20 protein-coding genes and 7 pseudogenes are annotated in these 22,313 nt (G+C 54.8%); 23 read left to right on the top strand and 4 right to left on the bottom strand.

Features of this window, described 5'->3' with window-relative positions; translation table 11 throughout:
• The first annotated feature begins 12 nt into the window (after window positions 1-12).
• The 9 genes and pseudogenes from J3P81_RS14565 to J3P81_RS14525 all read left to right on the top strand — a co-directional run bounded on the left by J3P81_RS14565 (window position 13) and on the right by J3P81_RS14525 (window position 5,542).
• Window positions 13-219, top strand: a complete 207-nt coding sequence (locus J3P81_RS14565; RefSeq protein ID WP_434559401.1) for a co-regulatory protein PtrA N-terminal domain-containing protein — start codon at window positions 13-15, stop codon at window positions 217-219.
• A 182-nt stretch (window positions 220-401) separates the two neighbouring features.
• A complete protein-coding gene (locus J3P81_RS14560) occupies window positions 402-2,195 on the top strand; it encodes a copper resistance system multicopper oxidase (RefSeq protein ID WP_434559399.1) in 1,794 nt (597 codons plus the stop codon).
• 14 nt (window positions 2,196-2,209) lie between these two features.
• On the top strand, window positions 2,210-2,533 hold the full coding sequence (locus J3P81_RS14555) for a hypothetical protein (RefSeq protein WP_434559397.1): 324 nt from the start codon (window positions 2,210-2,212) through the stop codon (window positions 2,531-2,533).
• Window positions 2,523-3,623 carry a copper resistance protein B gene (locus J3P81_RS14550; RefSeq protein WP_434559395.1) on the top strand — a complete coding sequence of 367 codons (1,101 nt, stop codon included), beginning with the start codon at window positions 2,523-2,525 and terminating at the stop codon, window positions 3,621-3,623. Before J3P81_RS14555 ends, J3P81_RS14550 begins: the two co-directional genes overlap by 11 nt.
• A gap of 10 nt (window positions 3,624-3,633) precedes the next feature.
• On the top strand, window positions 3,634-4,377 hold the full coding sequence (locus tag J3P81_RS14545) for a c-type cytochrome (RefSeq protein ID WP_434559393.1): 744 nt from the start codon (window positions 3,634-3,636) through the stop codon (window positions 4,375-4,377).
• Window positions 4,367-4,582, top strand: a pseudogene (locus tag J3P81_RS14540) (DUF411 domain-containing protein); the annotation flags it as partial. The gene J3P81_RS14545 and the pseudogene J3P81_RS14540, both read left to right, overlap by 11 nt.
• A 9-nt stretch (window positions 4,583-4,591) precedes the next feature.
• A pseudogene (locus J3P81_RS14535) lies at window positions 4,592-4,747 on the top strand (IS3 family transposase); the annotation flags it as partial.
• A pseudogene (locus J3P81_RS14530) lies at window positions 4,740-5,057 on the top strand (IS66 family transposase); the annotation flags it as partial. The pseudogenes J3P81_RS14535 and J3P81_RS14530, both read left to right, overlap by 8 nt.
• Window positions 5,058-5,215: 158 nt before the next feature.
• Window positions 5,216-5,542: a four-helix bundle copper-binding protein gene (locus J3P81_RS14525; protein ID WP_434564118.1), complete on the top strand. Its 327-nt coding sequence runs from the start codon at window positions 5,216-5,218 to the stop codon at window positions 5,540-5,542.
• Window positions 5,543-5,687: 145 nt separating this feature from the next.
• Here J3P81_RS14525 and J3P81_RS14520 read toward each other — a convergent pair.
• Window positions 5,688-6,164 (bottom strand): annotated as a pseudogene (locus J3P81_RS14520) (sensor histidine kinase); the annotation flags it as partial.
• A gap of 687 nt (window positions 6,165-6,851) precedes the next feature.
• On the opposite strand from J3P81_RS14520, the pseudogene J3P81_RS14515 reads away from it, so the two are divergent.
• From J3P81_RS14515 to tnpC, 8 genes and pseudogenes are all read left to right on the top strand, one after another.
• A pseudogene (locus J3P81_RS14515) lies at window positions 6,852-7,486 on the top strand (IS3 family transposase); the annotation flags it as partial.
• Window positions 7,487-7,649: 163 nt separating this feature from the next.
• Window positions 7,650-8,108: a hypothetical protein gene (locus J3P81_RS14510; RefSeq protein WP_434559391.1), complete on the top strand. Its 459-nt coding sequence runs from the start codon at window positions 7,650-7,652 to the stop codon at window positions 8,106-8,108.
• A gap of 23 nt (window positions 8,109-8,131) precedes the next feature.
• Window positions 8,132-9,010, top strand: a complete 879-nt coding sequence (locus tag J3P81_RS14505; protein ID WP_434559389.1) for an RHS repeat-associated core domain-containing protein — start codon at window positions 8,132-8,134, stop codon at window positions 9,008-9,010.
• A complete protein-coding gene (locus J3P81_RS14500; RefSeq protein WP_434559387.1) occupies window positions 9,011-9,418 on the top strand; it encodes a hypothetical protein in 408 nt (135 codons plus the stop codon).
• 886 nt (window positions 9,419-10,304) lie between these two features.
• Window positions 10,305-10,573 (top strand): annotated as a pseudogene (locus J3P81_RS14495) (IS3 family transposase); the annotation flags it as partial.
• Between the two features lie 85 nt (window positions 10,574-10,658).
• Window positions 10,659-10,976 (top strand): IS66-like element accessory protein TnpA, encoded by a 318-nt coding sequence (tnpA, locus tag J3P81_RS14490; protein WP_434559385.1) that lies wholly within the window; start codon window positions 10,659-10,661, stop codon window positions 10,974-10,976.
• A complete protein-coding gene (tnpB, locus tag J3P81_RS14485) occupies window positions 10,973-11,308 on the top strand; it encodes an IS66 family insertion sequence element accessory protein TnpB (RefSeq protein ID WP_434559383.1) in 336 nt (111 codons plus the stop codon). The genes tnpA and tnpB overlap by 4 nt, the downstream gene beginning before the upstream one ends.
• 49 nt (window positions 11,309-11,357) lie before the next feature.
• Complete coding sequence (gene tnpC / locus J3P81_RS14480) at window positions 11,358-12,905, top strand: IS66 family transposase (RefSeq protein WP_434559381.1); 1,548 nt, start codon at window positions 11,358-11,360, stop codon at window positions 12,903-12,905.
• A gap of 52 nt (window positions 12,906-12,957) precedes the next feature.
• Here the strand turns inward: tnpC and J3P81_RS14475 are convergent, their stop codons facing one another.
• Window positions 12,958-14,835: a preprotein translocase gene (locus J3P81_RS14475; RefSeq protein ID WP_434559379.1), complete on the bottom strand. Its 1,878-nt coding sequence runs from the start codon at window positions 14,833-14,835 to the stop codon at window positions 12,958-12,960.
• Between J3P81_RS14475 and J3P81_RS14470 the strand changes: the two are divergent.
• The 6 genes and pseudogenes from J3P81_RS14470 to J3P81_RS14445 all read left to right on the top strand — a co-directional run.
• Window positions 14,824-15,311: pseudogene (locus J3P81_RS14470) on the top strand (transposase); the annotation flags it as partial. The gene J3P81_RS14475 and the pseudogene J3P81_RS14470 sit on opposite strands and share 12 nt — an antisense overlap.
• Window positions 15,312-16,309: 998 nt before the next feature.
• Window positions 16,310-16,693: a hypothetical protein gene (locus tag J3P81_RS14465; RefSeq protein WP_434559377.1), complete on the top strand. Its 384-nt coding sequence runs from the start codon at window positions 16,310-16,312 to the stop codon at window positions 16,691-16,693.
• A gap of 359 nt (window positions 16,694-17,052) precedes the next feature.
• Window positions 17,053-17,652, top strand: a complete 600-nt coding sequence (locus J3P81_RS14460; protein WP_434559375.1) for a hypothetical protein — start codon at window positions 17,053-17,055, stop codon at window positions 17,650-17,652.
• A gap of 319 nt (window positions 17,653-17,971) precedes the next feature.
• Window positions 17,972-18,610: a DUF2459 domain-containing protein gene (locus J3P81_RS14455; protein WP_434559373.1), complete on the top strand. Its 639-nt coding sequence runs from the start codon at window positions 17,972-17,974 to the stop codon at window positions 18,608-18,610.
• Between the two features lie 423 nt (window positions 18,611-19,033).
• The gene (locus J3P81_RS14450; RefSeq protein WP_434559371.1) at window positions 19,034-19,654 is read left to right on the top strand and encodes a hypothetical protein; all 621 of its coding nucleotides are present in this window, start codon (window positions 19,034-19,036) and stop codon (window positions 19,652-19,654) included.
• A gap of 47 nt (window positions 19,655-19,701) precedes the next feature.
• A complete protein-coding gene (locus J3P81_RS14445; protein WP_434559369.1) occupies window positions 19,702-19,977 on the top strand; it encodes a hypothetical protein in 276 nt (91 codons plus the stop codon).
• A 108-nt stretch (window positions 19,978-20,085) separates the two neighbouring features.
• On the opposite strand, the gene J3P81_RS14440 is transcribed toward J3P81_RS14445, so the two are convergent.
• Together J3P81_RS14440 and J3P81_RS14435 are read right to left on the bottom strand one after the other, a co-directional pair.
• The gene (locus tag J3P81_RS14440; protein ID WP_434559367.1) at window positions 20,086-21,081 is read right to left on the bottom strand and encodes a hypothetical protein; all 996 of its coding nucleotides are present in this window, start codon (window positions 21,079-21,081) and stop codon (window positions 20,086-20,088) included.
• A gap of 281 nt (window positions 21,082-21,362) precedes the next feature.
• On the bottom strand, window positions 21,363-22,256 hold the full coding sequence (locus tag J3P81_RS14435; RefSeq protein ID WP_339555750.1) for a LysR family transcriptional regulator: 894 nt from the start codon (window positions 22,254-22,256) through the stop codon (window positions 21,363-21,365).
• Window positions 22,257-22,313 lie beyond the last annotated feature (57 nt).

The raw sequence follows: 22,313 nt of genomic DNA, 5'->3' as shown, positions 1-22,313 counted from the left end.
GAGGATCTCCAGATGAACATGGTCAAAGCAATTTTGATGGTCGTTACCTTCGGCATGGCAGGCATCGCCCTGGCAGAGGGCGGCGCGGACCGGGCTTTTGCGCGGATGGAAGCGGCTCGCCAAAGCTCCATGCAGGCCTACCAGGTTGCGCAGGAGAAGAAAGAGCAGGCGCCAGTCGCCGCCCAGCCCAGTAAGCACGCGGGCCACGAAAACTGCTGATCCGAGCTTACAGAAAATGTAATTACCCCGGAATCTGAATTATGGCAGTTTCAGACTACGGCCTCTCATCAGCCTCGCGCTGTGGCGAAAGTCTACGAGACTGGTGAGAGCTCCAATGAACCCAAGGGCTGCGCCATCGAGCAGCCTGGATATCAGCGATCTACCTGACTGGACGCAACGGCATGCAAAGCAAAACCACGAGACGATCTTTCGTCAAAGGCCTGGCCGCTACCGGACTTCTGGGTGGGCTCGGCATGTGGCGCGCGCCGGTCTGGGCCGTGACCAGCCCTGGCCAACCGAACGTGCTGAGCGGCACGGACTTCGATCTGTACATCGGTGAGCTGCCCGTCAACATCACGGGTGCAGCTCGTACGGCCATGGCCATCAACGGCTCAGTGCCAGGGCCGATCCTGCGATGGCGCGAAGGCGACACCGTGACGCTGCGCGTACGCAACCGGTTGAAACAGGACACCTCCATTCACTGGCACGGCATCATCTTGCCCGCCAACATGGACGGTGTGCCGGGCTTGAGCTTCCACGGCATCGCTCCCGATGGCATGTACGAATACAAGTTCAAGGTCCACCAGAACGGTACTTACTGGTATCACAGTCACTCAGGCTTCCAAGAACAGTCCGGGGTCTATGGGGCTTTGGTGATCGATGCCAAGGATCCGGAGCCGTTTGTATATGACCGTGATTACGTCGTCATGCTCAGCGATTGGACGGATGAAGACCCGGCGCAGGTGCTCTCCAAACTCAAGAAGCAATCCGACTACTACAACTTCCACAAGCGCACAGTTGGCGACTTCGTTGACGATGTGAGCGAGAAAGGCTGGTCGGCCGCTGTAGCGGATCGGAAGATGTGGGCTGAAATGAAGATGAGCCCCACCGACCTCGCTGATGTGAGCGGGTATACCTACACCTACCTCATGAACGGCCAGGCTCCGAACGGCAACTGGACGGGAATCTTCAAGCCCGGCGAGAAAATCCGCCTGCGCTTTATCAACGGCTCGGCCATGACCTATTTCGATGTCCGGATTCCTGGGCTCAAGATGACGGTTGTGGCTGCCGACGGCCAGTACGTCAAACCCGTATCGGTCGATGAGTTTCGGATCGCCGTTGCGGAAACCTACGATGTCATCGTCGAACCTGAAAACGAGCAGGCCTATACGATCTTCGCGCAGTCCATGGACCGTACCGGGTACTCCCGAGGCACCCTGGCAGTTCGTGAAGGCTTGCAAGCGCCCGTGCCGGAGGTAGATCCGCGCCCGATCATCGCTATGAGCGACATGGGCATGGACCACGGCAGCATGGGCGGAATGGATCACGGCAGCATGGCTGGCATGGACCATAGCAAGATGGCTGGGCTGGACCATGGCAGCATGGCCGGCATGGATCACAGCAAGATGGCTGGGATGGGTCATGAGGGCATGGCCGGCATGAGCGGTGCAATGCAGAGCCATCCAGCTTCCGAGACCAACAACCCGTTGGTCGATATGCAGACCATGTCGCCGACCCCGAAGCTGAACGATCCGGGAATCGGCCTGCGCAACAACGGGCGCCGAGTACTGACCTACGCCGATTTGCGGAGCACCTTCATCGATCCCGATGGTCGAGAGCCTGGACGCACAATCGAACTGCACCTTACCGGCCACATGGAGAAGTTCGCGTGGTCGTTCGACGGTATCAAATTCTCCGACGCTGAACCGCTGCGATTGAAATATGGCGAGCGTCTTCGCATCACCTTGGTCAACGACACCATGATGACTCACCCCATCCATCTCCACGGTATGTGGAGTGATCTGGAGGACGAGAACGGCAACTTCATGGTTCGCAAGCACACTATCGACATGCCACCTGGCTCAAAACGAAGCTATCGCGTCACCGCAGGTGCCTTGGGACGTTGGGCCTATCACTGTCACCTACTGTTCCACATGGAAATGGGCATGTTCCGAGAAGTCCGTGTGGACGAATGAACTGGAGATCTGAGATGAGCAAACCAATGAAACGAAGCGCCTTTTTCTTTTCTGCTGCGATGGTAGGCATGCTGGCTGTTTATGCCCCGGCGTCGTGGTCCAGCGACAACCATGATCAGCACTCCCAGAAATCCACCGAGGCAGGCAAAGCCAAAGGCTCGCAGGACAAGCAGGGCCAGGGGATGAACCATGAAGGCATGGACCATGGTTCCATGGAAGGTATGGATCACGGCTCGATGAAGGGGATGGACCATGGCTCGATGGAAGGCATGGACCACGACAAAATGATGGAATCGCATGGCAGCGACAAAGCTAAGGCAGGGAAAGATGGCCAATAGCTTTGGGCGGCCTTCGCTGCTGGCCCTGACTGTTTCAATCGGCATGCTGGGCGTAACGCCCAGCTTCGCCGCTGAAGAAATGGATCACTCGGGCATGGATCATTCGAAAATGGGGCACGGTTCCATGCAAATGGATGCTGCTCCGTCCGAAGCGATGCCGGCGATGGATCACAGCAAGATGGTGGTTAGCAAACAGCAGAAACAGACTGCCCCTGTTGATCACAGCCAGATGGGGCATGCTCAAAGCCAGAGCAAATCCAGCCCGGTGGACCATAGCAAGATGGACCATGGAAACATGAAGGGCATGGATCACGGTTCGATGAAGGGCATGGACCATTCCCAGATGAACCATGGTTCAGCGACTTCTCCAACCACAACGAGCCGCACGCCGATTCCAGTGCTCACTGATGCCGACCGCGAGGCAGCCTTTCCGCCTTTGGGTGGCCACCAGGTGCACGACAGCGGAATCAATAGCTTCTTCCTGTTGGACCAGCTCGAATACCAGGACTCCGATGAGGGCAGCACCCTGGCCTGGGACGCATCAGGCTGGATAGGCGGCGACATCAATCGACTCTGGGTTCGTTCGGAAGGCGAGCGCACAAATGGGTTAACCGAAGACGCTGAGCTGCAATTGCTGTACGGGCGCGCGGTCAGTCCCTGGTGGGATGTGGTCGCCGGAGTCCGTCAGGATTTCAAACCGGAATCACCCCAGACCTGGGCAGCCTTTGGTATTCAGGGCATGGCCTTGTATGACTTCGAGGCCGAAGCCACGGCGTTCATCGGCGAGAACGGCCAGACTGCTGCGCGTCTTGAGGGAGAATACGACATCCTGCTGACCAATCGCTTAATTTTGCAGCCCACGGCCGAGGCGAACTTCTATGGCAAGAACGATCCTGAGCGCGGTGTTGGCTCGGGTCTGGCCAATACCGAAGTCGGGCTGCGTCTACGGTATGAAATTATCCGCCAGTTTGCCCCGTATATAGGCGTGACCTGGAGCCGCTCCTACGGCAACACCGCTGACTTCATCCGAGACGAGGGTGGAGATGTTAATGAGGCACGCTTCGTTGCCGGTATCCGGATGTGGTTCTGAGAATTCCAACATGAAAAGAACAATTGCAACGCTGCTCGTGGCCGGTGCTGTCGGAAGTGCTGCGGTTTTGGGCACGGCGTATTTCGGCTTGGTGAATGTCGGAGCCGATGATCCTCACTTTCCGGCTGTTCATTCGTTTCTCGCCATGGCTCGCGACCGGTCGATAGAGGTTCGAGCGCGAGACATTGAAGTGCCTGACCTCAAGGACGCCGCGTTGATCAAGGCAGGAGCAGGCAATTACAACGCCATGTGCATTGGGTGCCACCTCGCCCCAGGCGTTGAGAAGACTGAACTAAGCCAAGCGCTATACCCGTCGCCACCTGACCTCACCAAGGTGGGTGTCGGAGGCGATCCGGCCGCCGCATTCTGGACGATCAAACACGGTATCAAAGCCACCGGCATGCCCGCTTGGGGCAAGAGCATGGGTGACGAGTACATCTGGGGAATCGTCGCGTTCCTGGATCAAGTGCCCCAAATGAATCCGGAGCAGTACAAGGCTTTGGTGGCCACGAGCGGTGGCCACCAGCACGGCGGCGGTGAAAGCGATATGCATAACCATGAGGGTCAGCACGGCGTAAGCGGTAATGCCGAGCATGGCGATCACGACCATGGAGCTGCACCCGCAGGCCCCGCTCAAGCGGCAGATCATCACGGTGACCACAATGCGGCCGAAGCCCATTCGGATGCCCACCCGCAATCGTCGCCAAAAACGCATGTTCACAAAGACGGTAAGGAACACACTCCTGCCAACTAACCGGATACTCGTTCGTCTAGCCGCTATCGCTGGGCTGCTGGTGACCTCGGCGGCCTACGCTGCCGAGCCATTGTCCATCGACGTTCACCGGGACGCGAACTGCGGTTGCTGCAAGAAATGGATCGCGCACCTGGAAGCCAATGGTTTCAAAGTGACCGACCATGTTGAGACGGACATGAGCGCAGTGAAACAGAAGCTGGGCGTAGCGCCACGGTTAACCGATGTGACGGAGTTTCGGGTCGGGGGGCAGAAGCTTTATCTCTCGCCGATCCTTGACCTCTATAACGGCGAAGTAATCGCCTTCAAGACCGCGAGGCGCCCGCTGTTCGACATGGTTGGTGCGATGCTACGGCAAGCTTTTGAGAGGCTCGGCTACGGCCAAGGCCTTGGATTACAGCCTTAAACGCTGGGTAGCGCTGACGCGCCATCTGGAAGATGGTGCTGTGCCCATCGACAACAACCAGACCGAGAACTTAATCAGGCCGTGGGCGCTTGGGCGGTCGAACTGGTTGTTTGCGGGGTCGCTGCACAGCGGTAAGCGGGCGGCGGCGATCATGAGTTTGATCCAGTCGGCACGCATGAATGGGCATGATCCGTACGATTATCTCGCGGACGCGCTCGCGCGGCTGCCGACGCAGCGGGCCAGTGAGATCGAGCAACTGCTTCTACATCAATGGATGCGAGCCTGCTCTGTGCCCGCATCTTCGCTGATCGCTGCTGACAGAAATGTAATTATTTTCTTGCAACGGCGGCGTCCCATAGCAGGTCAATTCTATGTCCCTTGGAGTAAAAGGCCCGATAGGGACTTCAGAATCGACCAACGATATTGGAGATTTTTATGAACGCCAACTTTGAAGCATGCATCTCAGAATGCACGAAATGTGCTCTAACCTGTGAGGCCTGTGCCTCTGCCTGTCTGGGCGAGCAGGACGTCCAAATGATGGCAAAATGTATTCAGCTGGATAGGGATTGCGCGGATATGTGCGGGCTTGCCGCCGCGTTGATGGCACGTGAAAGTCCAGTTGCAGCTGAGTTTTGTGGGCTTTGCGCAAAAGTCTGCCGCGCCTGCGCTGATGAGTGCGGCAAGCATGACGCGGATCATTGCCAAAACTGCTCAAAGGCTTGCATAGCGTGCGCGGGCGCGTGTGAAAAAATGGCCGCTTAAAATAAAGCATTGCGAGGTGTCCGACGCCGAAATGTTGGACACCATCTTTCTTATTGACGGGATCTGGAAGGTGACTTTGCCGAACGCTTACGATTTCCGATGCGATGAACAGTCCCAGCCCCAGGCCAGCGGTGGAGCCTTTTTCAGTGGCCGCGTAGCTTGAGTAACGCGCATTGGGATCAAAAAGATGGGGTATCACATGAGCAGGTATCAGTTCGCCGTGATTTTGTACGCTGAACAACGAGTAATCATCATCCTGGGTTAACGTCACGTAAATAGGCTGAGATGAATCGCCGTGTCGGACGGCATTGCCGATTAGGTTGGTAAAGACCTGCTCCATGCGCGACGAATCATACTTGCCCGTCACTCGACCGCTAATTTTGGTGATGATCTTCGCGTGAGCAAATCCCGTGCGCAATTCCTCCACTACAGAAGCGCAAATCATACTGAGATCTATCAGCTCCGGATTCACGGGTATACCAGAGCCGAGATTGCAGCGGGCTAGATCCAGCAAATCACCGACCATTCGATTCGCTCGCCGAACACTCGCGTTAATCTGCATGGCCAGCTTCCTGTCCCTATCAGTCGCATCGGCACTTTCACGCAGCAAGTCACTGGCCATCAATACCGCGCCAAGCGGAGAACGGAGGTCATGACCTAACACACCCAGCACCTTTGTATGGGTGTGCTCGACAGCCTTGCCATAGGTTGCAATTGACTCCATGAGTGCCTGATCTATCGATTCATTAAAGCGGATGATGTCTTGTACATCATGCTCATCATCAATCCTCTGCGCTGCCAGCCAAAGCCTGAGCACACTGGAGCGCAAAGCGCGGTATTCGGAAACCATCTGATCCATGGAAAAGCCCGCCGCGAACCGCGTCATCGCATGCGTCTGTGCAGGCGAAACCCCTGGCGAAATCGGTCCATGGCCAAGCGATTTGGCGATCTGCTGTCGCTCGGTCTGAGGGCTTTGCATGTCGCGCGCTACCGTTCTCAGAATATGCTCGGAATGATTCCTCAACCCTTTGGAATCCATGGCAGGTACCGCCGTGTCCACAGTGCGCGCAAAGCTTTCCCAAGCCGACAAAATCGATTCGATATGCTTCAGGATGAACTCGTGCAGTCTCATCGTGGTCCTCGAATTTAGCGGGATGGCGTGTGACGTCGAGCGGTAATGCGCTTTCAAGACTAGACTTGAATGAAGGAGTAGAGAAGTCAAATCTGTCGATTGATAAATGGTCGACTGAATCGCCCCTAGTTTCGTAGACACCCCCAAGCCTTAAAATGAGGCCCATTAGGAGGTGCCATGAGCAACCAGCGTTATCCCGAAGAATTCAAAATCCAGGCGGTCAGCCAAGTGACCGAAAAGCAGCTTCCTGTCTCGGAGGTGGCTGCGCGATTGGGTGTGTCCGTGCACAGCCTCTATGCCTGGATTAAGCGCTACACCAAGCCCCAGAAGCAGCGCGTCCAGGAGGACGATCAGAGTGCTGAGCTTCGCCGTCTACGTGCTGAGTTAAAACGGGTGACGGAGGAGCGAGACATCTTAAAAAAGGCCGCCGCGTACTTTGCCAAGGAGTGCGGCTGAAGTACGCCGTTATTAAGCAGCTTGCGGGTGACTACTCCATTCGACGGCTTTGCCTGACGCTGAAGATTCATCCCAGCGGCTACTACGCGTGGCTATCCGAACCAAAGTCTGCACGAGCCAAGGACGATCAACGACTGCTCGGCTTGATCAAGCATTCCTGGCTGGAAAGCGGAGGTGTTTATGGCTATCGCAAGATCCATGATGACCTGCGCGAGGTTGGCGAGAACTGTGGCCGTCATCGTGTGGCTAGGCTGATGCGCCTTGAAGGTTTGCGTTCTCAGACTGGGTATCGGCGGCGACCAGGAAAGTCTGGTGGCAAACCAGCGGTTGCCTCACCAAACTTACTGAAGCGCCGGCACCACCTCTAGCTATGGCCAAAATGCACGTCTGTGGCCGACCAGCTTCACTACCCAGAAAGCCGCTACAGCCGGCGTCTACCTCAACAATAGCTACACCTATGACGGCGTCGGCAACCTGGCTTCGATCAGCGATACCACCGACAGCAGTTTCAACCGCACGTTGGGCTACGACAACATCAACCGCCTGACCAGCGCGGCTGGTTTCTGGGGTCAAGGTAGCATCACCTATGACGGCGGCGGTAATTTGACCGCTCAGACGCTCGGTCAATCCAGCCTCGTTTATAGCTATGATGCCAATAATCGCCTCAGCAGTGTGAGGGGGCTACGGGCTGATACCTTTGGCTACGATGCCTACGGAAACGTTGCCAGCAGCTCGGGCGCTACCTACACCTACAATGACGTGCCCAACCTCGTGTGCATCAATTGCGCTAACCCAGCGAACAAGGTGGAGTACAGCTATGACGGTCTCAACCACCGAAGTGCCGTGACCAAGGCCAGCGGCAAGGTTTACGAAATGCACGATTCCAATGGCAAGCCCTTGATTGAGATGGATGGCAATAGCCTGACCGAATACTTCTATCTGGGTGACAAGCGCATCGCTCAACGGGTGAGTCCATGAGCTGGGATCAGGGAGAGAGATACATGGATGCTTTGAAAAAGCTGGGCAAACAACTCGGTGTGTCGCTGCTGGCCTGCGTACTGAACACCGTCGCGGTAGCGGACACCGTTACCTATTTCCACAACGACATTTCGGGCAGCCCGCTGGCGGCCACCGACGCAACCGGCGAGTTGCTGTGGAAGGAAAACTATAAACCTTATGGCGATAAGTTGAATCGGTCAGCGACCAGCAACAGTAACAAGATCGGTTACCACGGCAAAGTCCACGATGACTCCACAGGCTTGTCGTACATGGGGGCTCGGTATTACGACCCGGTAGTTGGCCGTTTCATGGGAGTCGATCCGGTCGATTTCCAGACGGATAATCTGCATAGCTTTAACCGGTATGCCTACACCAACAATAATCCCTATAAGTATGTGGATCCTAACGGGCGATATGCGTATCTCGTTGCACCGATAATGTCTTTGTTTAGTGCTTTATCTGTGTCTGCGATTTTGAATTCAGCTAACAATAGCGGTAAAGAATTCACTGACGGTGGAGCTTTTAAAAGTACTCCTGCAAGTCACGATCTAGGAAATTCTGATAACTGGTCCGCAGGAAAAGTATATAACGAGGATGTTTCCTCAACGAAAACAGATGAAACTAATAACAAGTCTGAGCAGCGCCCCACTAAGACACCTAATGAAGGTGAGCCTGGCTCTAGACACACGAACCCGGGCAGTGGCCAGGAGCGCTGGTATGGGCCGGATGGGAAACCAATCAAAGATATCGACTGGGATCATAATCATGGTCAAGGGGTGCCACATGTTCATGATTGGGGAAGGGGAGTAAATGGTAATCCCACACGAGCCCCAGGCCGCCCATTTGATCCAAAAATTGACCGTTGGACAGGAGATAATTAAATGAATACTAAAGTCTTATATCAATACCATGACGCGGTACTGCTAGGTATAAGTACTGATGATGCCTTCGGTTCCTGCTTGCTATCATTTAAACAGAGTGATGGCAAAAAGAGTGAATTAATTTTGAGCGGTTGCGAGTTAATTAGGGTGGTTGATTATACAAATCAAAACATAGTTTCTAGATTGGTAGTTTACCAGGGTGGAATTGTCGATAAAGTCGATGCTGCGACAAAACTGATTTGGGCCTCGGAGCTTTCAGATGCCTCAAGCTATCTAAGTCAAGAGGCCTTAAATAGCATCATAGAGCGTATAAGCTCAGGTTCTGCTTGCTTAATTTATCTAGAGCCAAGTAGCGGTGCGGAAGTTGTTGCGCTTTGCAATAATATAATTGAGAAAAGTGCAGCCTAAATTACAAAGGGTAGCCATTATATTGAATCTTAGGTGCCGCAGTTCCCATTGACGCTCAACTTTTTACATCAAAAGCGGAGAAGCGGAACGGTAGCTGAGTTACACTATAATGGCTTGACTCAACACGGCCTCCCTTATGTACCCATCCTGCTCTACATAGGCTTTTGGAACGTGTTATACACCTACTCTAGTGTTCTGAGCCACAGTGGTGCTGTCCCAAGCGGATGGATAATCGTATCCGATCCATGAAGTACATCTACATCCAGACCGAGTAACGCTTACCGTGGCATCTCTGACGTAAGCGTCTGCCTAACACATCTTGCTCAATGTTCAGATTTTGTCTGGGGGCAGGAAATCTACCTCATAGATTCCCCGTTCCGCACGGATGACTACAGGATGTGTGATTGACCTTACGTCACTCAACTCCCATGCGAGCCAGCCATCCTCAAAATAGTTTGCACAGGCCGCTTGCATGTCAGCGAGGATGAAGGGTAGCACGGCCTTCACGCGCGTAATTGCGACGGCAATACCCTCATCATCTTCGTCTCCATCGATATGCAGGAGTCGCTCGTTTTCCACAATCAAGAGATACTTGGAAGGATCTAAGTCTGGATGCCAACGACGGACTTCGAGGATTTTCTCGCCAGAAGTGAGTCGGCCGCCATTGGCCGTACAATTGATAACGCCATTATGGTTCTCTCCTAAAAATTAGATGCTTGGAAAATAATCGCTTCGATATGGTTCTGCTTATGCGGCAGAAGCTCGCCGATTCGCTTCCAGCTTTTATAAGGCTCCGTCTCGCTAAGAGGTGTGAGTAGGTCGTTGAACGAGCTCCATGAAAGACCGGACACCGTTTCCCCTTACGATAGGGGATAGGCAAACGGTTATGTTTATAACTAACAGCAACGACAAGAGTGGAGAGCTTTTAGGCCAGGAGCGGCGACGCCGCTGGAGTCCTGAGCAAAAACTCGCCATGGTTCGCGAGATCCTTGAGCGTGGTGCCGGCCTCCGAGCGGAGTGATGCGCTCAAGCAGATTCGTGAACTGCAACGGATTTGGGCAAGAAAGCGATGGAAGCCGAGATCCTCAAAGAGGCCCTGGAGATCGCCCGCTCGCGAAAATGGATTGCGCACTCGCCCTTGTTGCCGGGGGACGGTAAGCGAACAGCCAACACACCTTCCGAGCTCCATAATTAAGGGCGATGGTGTCCGCCTATTTTTAAGCGGACACGATAGCCCTTAATGCGCCAACGAAACTCTTACCCCAGACAGTTCAAAGCCCAGGTCGTCCAGGAATGCCTGCAACCCGGCGCAACCATATCCAGCGTTGCCATCAGCCATGGCATCAACGCCAACGTTATTCGTAAGTGGATACCGCTTTACCGAGAACAACCGCCCGCAACGCTGCCGGCGTTCGTTCCGGTGAAAATAGCGCCGAAAAGGCCAACTGAAACCTCTGCGATCCTTGAGTTGCCATTTGGCGAGCAAACCATCACCGTGCGATGGCCTTCATCCGATCCCGAGGGCTGCGCCCGTTTTGTTCTCGGGCTTGCCCCATGATCCGTATCGACACAATCTGGCTGGCCACCGAACCGCTGGACATGCGCAGCGGCACCGAAAAAGCCCTCGCCCATGTCGTGGCTGTCTTCGGTGCGGCGCAGCCGCACTGCGCCTATCTGTTTGCCAATCGGCGAGGCAATCGCATGAAAGTGTTGGTGCACGATGGCCTTGGGGTTTGGCTGGCAGCTCGTCGTCTGCACCAAGGGAAGTTTTCCTGGCCGAGCAATCGACAGGGCGACCAGATGGAGCTCAACCCCGAGCAGCTCCAGGCTCTGGTGGTGGGTCTTCCCTGGCAGCGTCTTGGGTCTGACGGAGCGATCCGTACCCATTAACAGAAATGGATGACATACACCGATCAACTGATCGGGCACAGTCATCGCCATGACGCCAACTCCTCCTCTCGATCAGCTCACTACCGAGCAACTGCGCAGCCTCGCTGCGCAGTTGCTTCAGCACGTTGAGCATCTTGATTCGCGGCTGGCAAGCCTCGACAAGGAAGTGCTGCACCATAAAACCCGGAATCAGCAGCTCACCCACGAAATCGCCCTGCTCAAACGTCACCGCTTCGCCAAGCGTTCCGAGTCATTCAGTCCTGGTCAGGCAAGCCTGCTGGACGATCTGATCGAGACCGACCTGGCCGCCATCGAAGCCGAGCTTGAAGTCCTGGCACCAAAGCCCGTGCAATCGCCAGCTCGTCAGCAACCTAAACGTACTGCTCTGCCTGCCGAATTTCCGCGCACGCTGATTCATCACGATCCCGAGAACACTCAATGCCAATGTGGCTGCGTCCTCAAACGCATTGGCGAGGATGTCAGCGAAAAGCTCGACTACACGCCGGGCGTGTTCAGCGTTGAACGGCATGTTCGTGGCAAATGCGTCTGCGATAACTGCGAAACCTTGATTCAGGCACCGGTACCGGCGCAGGTCATCGACAAAGGCATCCCGACCGCCGGGCTACTGGCCCAGGTGATGATCGCCAAATACGCCGATCATTTACCGCTGTACCGCCAGGAGCAAATCTTCGGGCGTGCCGGTCTGGCGATTCCTCGTTCAACATTGGCCAGTTGGGTCGGCGTTTGTGGTGTGCAACTGCAGCCACTGGTCGATGCCCTGCGCGAAGTGGTGCTTGAACACACCGTGGTTCACGTTGATGAAACCCCGGTGCAAATGCTCGCACCGGGCGAGAAAAAAACTCACCGGGCTTACGTCTGGGGGTATGCCACGACGACCACCGCACCGATCAGTGCGGTGGTATACGACTTCAGTCCCGGTCGGTCGGGGGAATATGCCCGCAACTTCCTGGGTGACTGGAAAGGCAAGTTAGTCTGCGACGACTACGGCGGTTACAAAGCCAGCTTTGCGCTTGGTGTCACTGAAATCGGCTGCATGGCCCATGCCCGTCGTAAGTTCTATGATTTGCACATTACCGGCAAAAGCGTGCTTGCCGAACAAGCACTGCGGTACATCGCGGCTTTATATGAAATTGAACGCGAAGCGAGGGATTTGGAGCCGGACGTTCGACGACGAATACGTCAGGAAAAAGCGGCGCCCCTGATGGACGCCTTCCATACCTGGATGATCGCCCAGCGCGAGCTTGTGCACGAAGGTTTGGCTATCACCAAAGCCCTGGATTACAGCCTCAAACGCTGGACAGCGTTGAGCCGTTATCTAGATGACGGCACGGTACCGATAGATAACAATCACATCGAAAATCAGATACGGCCGTGGGCGCTGGGACGGAAAAACTGGCTGTTCGCTGGTTCGTTACGCAGTGGTCAACGGGCGGCTGCGCTGATGAGCTTGATCCAGTCGGCCAAGCTCAACGGGCATGATGCGTATGCTTATCTGAAGGATGTTCTTATTCGCCTGCCCACGCAGCGGGCGAGTGAGATCAGGGAGTTGTTGCCGCATCGTTGGCAGCCGGCTTAGTTACGCAAGACGGGATGCCTGAACGGTTACGAAGAAGGTTCCATGTCTTTGGTTAACTCATCCATCTCAGGGGATCGTTTCCAAGGGAAACTGAGTGTGATGCCGAATTGGATTTCGCCCCTAAGCCCCACAGATATTCCGTACCACTCCGCCGCTCGTTGAACGTACTTTCGTTTGGAACAGTGCAACTCCAGGGATCTAATAGCGTCCTCGCTGGGTGTAGGATTGCAATGGAAGCAATCCCAGTCTCCGGTTCAGACATCCCAAGTACAAAGTCATGGCGTTTGCCATCCATCTTTGCCATGGCGGTCAGGCCTTCGATAGCCTTGTGAACCTTGTTACATGATTCCTCTCCCATAGACAGCAGAGTGAACCCCAGCTCAAGAACCGCAGAGTCAGGCCGGCGTTCGATCTGTTCAATCAATCGCTCGTAATACGTCCCTCTCATCTTGGTGAGGATGCCTTCAGGGACTCGCTGGCCCGGAAGACCTTCCCGCCGCACAGTCATGGCGGTATCTAAATCCGCTGGGATCGAGTCTTCAAGCATCACCATGTTGTATTCATCATCGAGGCAGAGGTTGCATCGCAGATGGTAGGCAAGTGCGGTGAGCTCGTGTCCCATCATCAGCTTTTGTGCCGACTCCAGGCGCATTCGGACATAGCTCAGAAAACGCAACGGTGTGTTCAGCATCTCTGCTAGTACATCCAGCAGAAATACGTCCATCACAAAGGGCGGGCGAACGATCTCATCAGCGGTGTATTTCAGGTACTGGCTGGCTTGAAACGCTAACGCAGGGTAGTGATCGGACACTACGCAAAACGGGTAGATCTCCTTAACCTGCTCTGGAAGCACGACAGCCTGGCCACGATCATCTTCGAGCCTGCATTTTCCAGAATTGATAGCAGCCGCACACTCAGCCCCTTGGTCATAGGCCTTCTGTATCGCAGCGGCGAAGTCCGCCTTGATATGCCCATCGCTACCTTTGCGAGCAGCTAGGGTTAGCTTTTTGGCTTTAGCCTGAACGATGATGATCCGGTCACCGAAGATGACCAGCACGTCCGCCTCGGCGACAATCCGCTTTCCCTCAAACAGATTGACGTTCGTGTAGACATTGGCTTTTCCAAACACGGATGCCAAGCGGCGCTGAGAGAACTGTTCGGTGAAGGCACCTCGATTGTCCGATGCCTGTTGCTTGTATTCTTTATCCTGGTTCATCCAGAAGAAAGGCGACTCGTAAAGCGCTTCGTAGATCGAGTAGTGAGAGAACAGCAATACTGAGCCCCGCCCTGTCGGCAGCAGTGGGGTTGCGGCGATCTGGTTAAAATCTCCGATCTCCTTGAATTGGCCATTGTCACCACTGAACATTAGCGCTTTGAAAACTGCTTGAACGACAGCGAGCTCCTGACCCGAACGCTGGGCTACCTCCTGCGCAGTAAACTCAAAGAGCTCCAGCACCGAGCCTGTAGGTATCTCTCCTACGTGGATTTCGCCGATCGATCCCACTCCATTGGTTGCTCGCGCGTCCATCAACGAACACATCGCACTCGCCACTCGCAGTGCCTGGGTACTGCTGAACCCCATGACCCTTTCTAACCAGTCATCATCAGGGGCATGCTTCTCCGCAAAAAAATCTCGGTACTGGAAGCTGTAAGCTGACTCGGTGCCATAGAAAATCGGCTCCTTCATCATTGCGCCTTGCCAAAAATCGTCCATAGCCGGGCCCTGCTGAGCCTGGGTTACCAGCTCACCGATCATCAGGCTGGTCATGGCGTCGTGAAGCTCGCCCAACAACTCGTCAGTTCGAAAGACATAGCTTCTAAGGGTGGCTTCATCGACCTCAGCTAGATCGAGAGTGTAGTGGTCTAATGAAACCGGACACCCATTTGGGCGAGAATGCTCGCCAGATAGAGGTGTCTGATGACCAAACAACGTCGTTCCTTTTCCGCTGAATTCAAACGCGAGGCCGCAGGCCTCGTGCTCGATCAAGGCTATAGCCATACCGAAGCCAGCCGTTCGCTTGGAGTGGTCGAGTCCGCATTGCGTCGCTGGGTTAACCAACTCCAGCAGGAGCGCAGCGGCGTTACTCCGCAGAGCAAAGCGCTGACGCCTGAGCAGCAGAAAATCCAAGAACTGGAAGCGCGTATTGCTCGTCTTGAGCGGGAGAAATCCATTTTAAAAAAGGCTACCGCGCTCTTGATGTCGGAAGAGCACGAGCGCACACGCTGATTGATCAGTTAAGTACCCAAGAGCCGGTCGATTGGCTTTGCGCAGTCTTTGATGTCACTCGTTCGTGTTACTACGCTCGCCGCCTCAGACGCCGAAATCCCGACGTTGAGCGGCTTCGGTTGCGCAGTCGGGTCAACGAACTGTTCACGCAAAGTCGAAGCGCTGCCGGTATGGGCTCGTCGTTAACAGTGACAATGGTTTTTCCTTCAGCATTGATCTTCCTTGCATAACCGTGCGCTTGAGATTGCTCGACTGATGAGAGTGAAAAGGTTGACGACTACGGCACGGGAACGGCTGGCGCGCATCCTAGGGGCATGATTGGAAATGCGGCATCGCGAAGGTCCAATCCTACGGTTCTGTTGAATATGTAGCTGCCTGCCGGGCCTGCGGCAAATCTCCGGCGTTGGCCATCAGGTGGGAAGAGCGTGATGGGTGGTTATCGTATGAGCAGGAACTGTCCGATGAAAGCCAAGTGTTATCGGACACTCAGGATGTGGGTTGGCGCGTAGCGTCGTCAACGCTTAGGTTTGGATGTCCCTTCTTGCCCGTTGATGTGCTTTTAAAACAAGTCCAGAATCAAGTCTTTTCCTGCTCCGGCAAGAAAAGAAACCCCTTAGACTTCAATGGGTCGGACGCTAGATGCGAGTCTCGTTTCCCGCTCCAAGATTCACAAAAAAGCCACTCAGAAATGAGTGGCTTTTTTGTGCTTGAGAAGTTTTGGTATTCATGTTGACAGGCAGCTTTCGGCCAAAAGCGGCCACCGAAAACAAGACTCTCCCGGCGCACTGTCTCGCCTTGTGGCGCATCGCAGCGGTAATCCAGCTTATTATCGAACGCAGAAACAAACGAGGGCATTGATTGAGCGCGGTAATCGAATTTGAACGCTGGCTACTGAATGGGCTTGCTCGTTGCGAAAAAAACGAATGGGCTTTAACTACTGCTAGGAAGGAAATCGGGGGTTGCCCGAATTTTATGTTCTCAACAGCTTCCCTTATTTGGCGAGCCAGCTGAACACGGTGAGTCGGATCATCCGCCAGTGGGCGGCAGCTCTCGTCGGCCGAGATGTCGCGAAGGCGTGCCTCTCACACGGGCCACACTCAAGAACGCGCCACAGCTGCCGACTTAATGATTCAGCTATCACCGTTCTTGATGATGGAGATTTTTCCAAGGAGGCTCTATGCAACGCTATCTATCGTTCACCTGTTTGGCAGCTGTTCTGATTACGACCCTTACAGGTTGCTCCACTCCGACGACTCCGACTTCCGTATCTGCCAATATCGACTACGCACAGCTGCGTTACGAAGACACTCGCTTCGATAAGCCGGGAATGCCGCTGCCGACAAAAGCCACCGGCTTCAAAGCGGATATCGATGGCTGTGAAATGCAAGCTCAAAAGCACTTTGAAGAAGCGCTGGCGAACAGTGCAAAACTTGGGAACATTTACGGACAAAGCATTACGCCTCAAAAACTGCTAAGCATGAAACGTATGCAGGTCTTGAGCTGCATGACCGAAAAGGAAGCGAATGATGTAAACAGCAAAGGCTGGACAATAATCAAATAAGTCATCTATAACGCATCTTCTGTGGCTGTCCTCGGTCTGGGCGGGGGTTAGCCACTGAATGATTAAGCAGCGCGGTTAATGCTGTTTTCTCCTTCAGGACCGATCGGTTCTGTCCGATAGCTGCCTAGCGCGAAGGGCTTCGACCGATTTTCGGCGGCCCGTCGGATGACTATGAGAACAAGAGCGATGCGGATCCACTGCATCCTATTAATAGGAACTACTTCCGTACTGGAAGATATAAGTCAGAAGGATAAATGAGTTCAAGACTTTGCTCCGTGCCGGCGTCAGCGCACGATCAGCTTATAGCATCATCCGAACTGAAGGACCTACATGGCTCAAGATTAACCGAAGGAAAGACCATGCTTCGCATCTCACTTATGGCAGCAACCGCTCTACTTATAAGCGCCTGTGCAGGCATCGCTCATGACACACCTGAAGCTAAGCAGCAGATGAAGCAGGACCTGCATCTGGCTACAATCATAGACTCCTCAAGAATGAACTGGTGCGTTCACCCCTACGGCAGCGCTCCGGGATGTAAGCCGGAGAAGGGCATTGGCATTGTTACTCCGGACGGCTTAGTGATGGCCCATGTTGTCGAAGGTAAGTATGTGCTAGCACGTATTATCAAATCTGGGGAGGTGATCTGCTCAGCTGTACCTGGCGGAGCATCTGCCGACGGGTATTTTTTTGCGTTCGCTGCCAATGCGGCTTATATGCTGGGCCCTCTGAAAGCAGATCGGGATGAGATCAATACGCGCTTCAAAGCCAACATGTTTAATTATCTTCATAGCAAGGGTCAGCACAGCTACAGCGGGCCGGAAGTGAACTTTCAGCGTCCGACCGGTGAAAAAATCAAAAAGATAACTGTCATTCCTGTCGGTCTGTCTACCGTAAGTACCACTGAAATGATTGACGTGCTCGAAATCCACAATCCCTGCGCTGACGGTGGTGACAATTAGTAATTGTCGGGCAACTCGCCAGCGAGAGCGTTGGCGAATGTCCCAAAGCCTTGAATGCTGGGCTTGGAATTTGAGAGTCGTTTGGCGTATTACCTCATTCCACCGGACAGACAAAAAGGGGAACAGATTTATTTCCTGAAAATAAATCTGTTCCCCTTTTTTAATATCGGCAATTGGCCGATGGCTGCCTGCCGCGATTGTCCATGAATGCCTGCTTGATGGTGCGAGCCAGCTTCTATGCTTCTATACAGCACCCGCCCCTGCGAGGGTCTTCCACGTTCGTTAGTGAGCCTCCAAACCCTTGTGCATGCGCATTGTAGTGCTGGCCCTGATCCTGACACTGTTCGGCTGCGCTACCGCGTCGGACCCGCCGAGGGGTGAGGGTGGCGATTGGCGGTCCTTCTATGTGGTGAATCATGGACTGCATACCGGGCTGGCAATTGCGCGCCCCGATCTACTTCAGGTGCTTCCCGCACTGGCCGAAGACTTCGGCGACGGCGACTTCGTTGAGTTCGGGTGGGGTGACGAGGACTTTTACCGAGCCCCACACGCCACGTTGAGCCTCGCCCTGCGAGCCTTGTTCGGGTCGACGGCAACCGTGCTGCATGCGGTCAAGATTGACGGGGACCCCAGGCGGCGTTTCGCCGTAAGCGAGGTCATTGAAGTGCGAGTGACGGAGGACGGCTACCGGCGACTGCTCGCGTTCGTGGCCGGGACCTTCACCCACTCAGCGACGGGCACTTTGACGGTGCTCGGGCCTGGCCTGTATGGAGACAGCCGATTCTATCGGTCCGAGGGTAGCTATTCGCTGTTTTATACCTGCAACGCCTGGGTCGCAGAGGCGCTGGCCGCCAGCAGTTGCCCAATGTCGCCTACAACGGTGATTACGGCGGGGAACGTCATGTCGCAATTACGTCGTGCGACAGCGGTCGGTGCCTCTTGCCTGGTTATCCGCTAACCCGCGCTGACGATGGGGGTGGGGATGTATTTCAACCTAGTGTCGAATGATACTGGCGCGCAAATCACCGCGTTTGGCTGTCAGGAGGGGCAGCATTCGACCCATAGCAGTCTCTGAACCGCATTGATCGAAAGAAATGTCCACCGCCAATCCTAAAAACGTGATGGTGGCTCTTTTCCGGCCTTGATATGCGAAAAGACCTGATCTGGATCGGCCTGGCACCAATATCTGAACAGAAGGCGAGGTTCGGCATTTCCGAAATATTGATCCACGATTTCGCCACCGTAATGTAAGCGTCCAGTCAAGTCATCTACCGATGCAGCTATAAGCACGAGGATGACTGGTAGCCGCCCATGCCGTAAGGTTCGCTACCAAAATCGCCACAGCCTTCCAGTGGTGGTAATACAGCAAGGAGAGCGAACAATGAACACCTTCAAATCGTCAGTTCAAAACGTAGCTGCGGCCATAGGCCTTATCGCAGCAGTGACAGTCGGTGGATGCGTGATGATCCCTTACGACACGCCGGAATCAAAAGCCCAAATCCAGCGCGATCTGAAAATTGCACCATCGGATATTCAAGCCGTGTCGGAAACGAACTGGTGCTTGTTCCCATATGGAAGCGAAGGCAACTGCAGAGCCACTCAAGGCCTGGGAGTGTTGACCAGCAAAGGCCTGATCCTCAGCCTCTACAACAACCACACCTACACGGAAACCGCACGCATCCTCCCAGAACAAGTGCAGTGCGTGAAGACGGTTGGTGGCCGCACTGGAGTCGAACCGTTCGTTGTATTCACCAAAGACCGAGCGATCATGCTCGCCGTCATTACGCCGGGTGGGCAAATGAATGTGCCTGTGAAAGTCAGTTTCTTTGATTATCTGACGAAGCCAGGGCAGCACATCTTCACCGGGACGGATGGCGGATATGTGCGCAAGTCGGGTCGACAGCAGACCGTAGGCGGAATGGTGTCAGGCACTGCCGTCCCGTGGCATACAACACTCGACGTAACCGAGGTATTTAACCCTTGCCCGCAGGTTACAGATTAACGAGAGGAAACGGGGACAGACCACGATATGAGACAGTCCGATTACAGGTGAGCCAAAATCGTGGTCTGTCCCCGGTTTCCCTTAGCGGTAAACACGCGGGTTTTCATTTGATTCTCTGGCTGACTACAGACCAAAACGAAAACCAGCTAGTCGAAGCAGCGAAACAGGTCGGGCTGCAGCTGCAACCGCTTCGCCACTCTTGTCACAACCTTCAACCAGGATCAGCGTTTGTCTTGGGCTTTGCCGCGCTCACCCGCGCCCAGGTAAAAAGCGCTGCGGGAAAACTGGCGCACCTGCTCAAGGCCAACCAGCCCTCGCAGTGAAGAAAAACCAAGTGGTTTGCACCTGTTGCTGTCGGCTCTGCCTTTCGGCACCCCCGGCAAGGTGACCGGCACATGCTGGGCCAACCATTTAGTTAAACGATCGCGCGTTTAGTCAGTAAGTGTGGCCAACACCTTTCCGTCTCTGCGCTGCACGATGGTCTTAGGCGCTATCGGCTGTGAGCCGTCGGCGCCCGGCGGTGGGGTTATCAACCAGGCACCCGCATAGTCTTCCCGGATATGGAGCGGATTGAAGCGGATAGCGCTTGCCGCCGCATAACGGCGCCCTGCGAGTGTGGCAACGCTCGAAAGCACCGCACCTCTGACTTCATAGAGCCTTCGCTCTGCGTCGAGGGCAATACTGGCATCCGCAAGCTCGAAATTATCGATACGCACGGGTACGCCTTCCGGCATATCGAGAACCCACCGGTCAGAGTCTACAAACCCATCGGCATAGACATTGCCGGTCGAAGCCCGGAGCGAGGTGCCTTCGGGCAAGGTGATGCCATCGACTACATTGCCATCAGCAAGCGTACAGGTGCTGAACCTCGATACGCCGCCATCTGGCTTGAGCTCAAACTCCACCGGTTGCAGCGCATTGCACCGCCAGCCGATCTGCATCGTCGTGCCGTGGCCGGTTAGCCGCATGTTCTCTGGCGTGAAGCCCACCGTTTCGTATTTTTCGTTGGTTTGAATCGCGATGTAGCGGGCTACTTCGACGGCATCCATATCGAGCATGCGCACAGGGCTTGGAAACACGGCTCGTTTGAAGGATTCCCGATGATCCGCAACGGCTAATTCGAGTTTTGTGCCTTTGGGCATGTCGATCTGGCCAAGGCGCATCGGCTCTACTAGTTCCGGGCGATAACTTGCCTCTCTCTCCCGTTCATAGCTGCGCATCTGCACATAAAAAGCCGCGGACTGCCACAGGGTAAAAAGCGCACACGCGGTGACAAGCATGTAAGGCAGGAGGAGAGGGCGGCGCCAGCGACCTTTGATATATCGAACCATCAGCCTTATCGTCCACCCGAACCAGAAAAGCGTCGTGGCGACGAAAAAGGCAAGGTAAAGCAGTAGTTCGGCGGAGGGCAGTGCAACGGGGATCATGCGAGCCAAACTTCCTGAACGGGTGATGGGGTTTGCACGCACCTACGACACAAAGAGGGCGAGCCGTTACGTTGAGTCAATTTTACTCCGATGCCGCGTAATCAGGCACGTGAGCATTCGCACCGGGATGTTCAGCCAGTAGCCAATTGATGCGTTTCACGAACGGCCGCAATCGGCCCATTGCGGCCGTTCGTCCACTACTGCAATCGATCCAAAGCATATGCTTAACCGCGGGCTTGTGAGGCGGGGGTAAAAATTGAGACGGCTTGATGGTCGATGACTCAGCGCTTGTATAGCAACGCTTCAACTACAACGCCAAACGCAGATGAATGTTCACGGCGATTCGGGTAATAGAGATGGTAACCGGCAAAGGGTTGGCACCAATCTTCCAACACTCGCACAAGGCTTCCCTCGGTAATCTCCTTGGCAACCATATCTTCCGGAAGGAAACCCAACCCACATCCCGCAACGGCGGCACGCAGAATCGGCACGCTGCTGTTGAACGTCCATTGTCCTTCAACGCGCGCCTTGAGTTCATGACCATCCTTTTCAAAATCCCATTGCATCAGGCTTCCATGGGTGGGCAGGCGCAGATTGATGCAATTGTGTGCGGCCAGATCACCCGGCACCTTTGGCACTGGGCGCTGTTTGAAATACTCGGGTGAGCCCACGACCGCGATGCGCAAGGACGGCCCGATAGGAACGGCAATCATGTCCTTGGCCACTTGGTCCCCAAGCCGTACCCCTGCGTCATAGCGCTGCGCGACGATGTCGGAGAGTGCGTAGTCGACGGTGATTTCGACCTTGATGTCCGGATAGTCGGGAAGCACCTTCAGCAACTTGGGCCATAGAATATTGTTGGCTGCATGTTCGGACGCTTGAATCCGCACGTTCCCTGCCGGGGTGTCACGAAACTCGCTGACCGCTGCCAGTTCGAGTTCAATCTCTTCGAACCTCGGCGCCATGGATTGATATAACCGTTGTCCTGCTTCGGTAGGGGATACGCTACGGGTGGTTCGGGTCAGCAGACGAACCCCGAGTCGCGTCTCAAGGGCACGTAGAGTATGGCTTAGCGCAGACTGGGAGACGCCCAGCTGTGCCGCAGCGCGGGTGAAGCTGCCTTCGCGGGTAATGATCACGAAGGCTTGCAGATCGTTGAGATTGGCGCGTGACATCGATGAGAGCCTCTCATGGGGATCGCGTAATTATTCCATGTAAGCAGGTTCCGCATC

Origin of the sequence: Pseudomonas sp. R1-6 (assembly GCF_051132115.1) — a bacterium.
GTDB lineage: Bacteria > Pseudomonadota > Gammaproteobacteria > Pseudomonadales > Pseudomonadaceae > Aquipseudomonas.
This window is presented reverse-complemented; position numbering and strand designations above follow the sequence as displayed.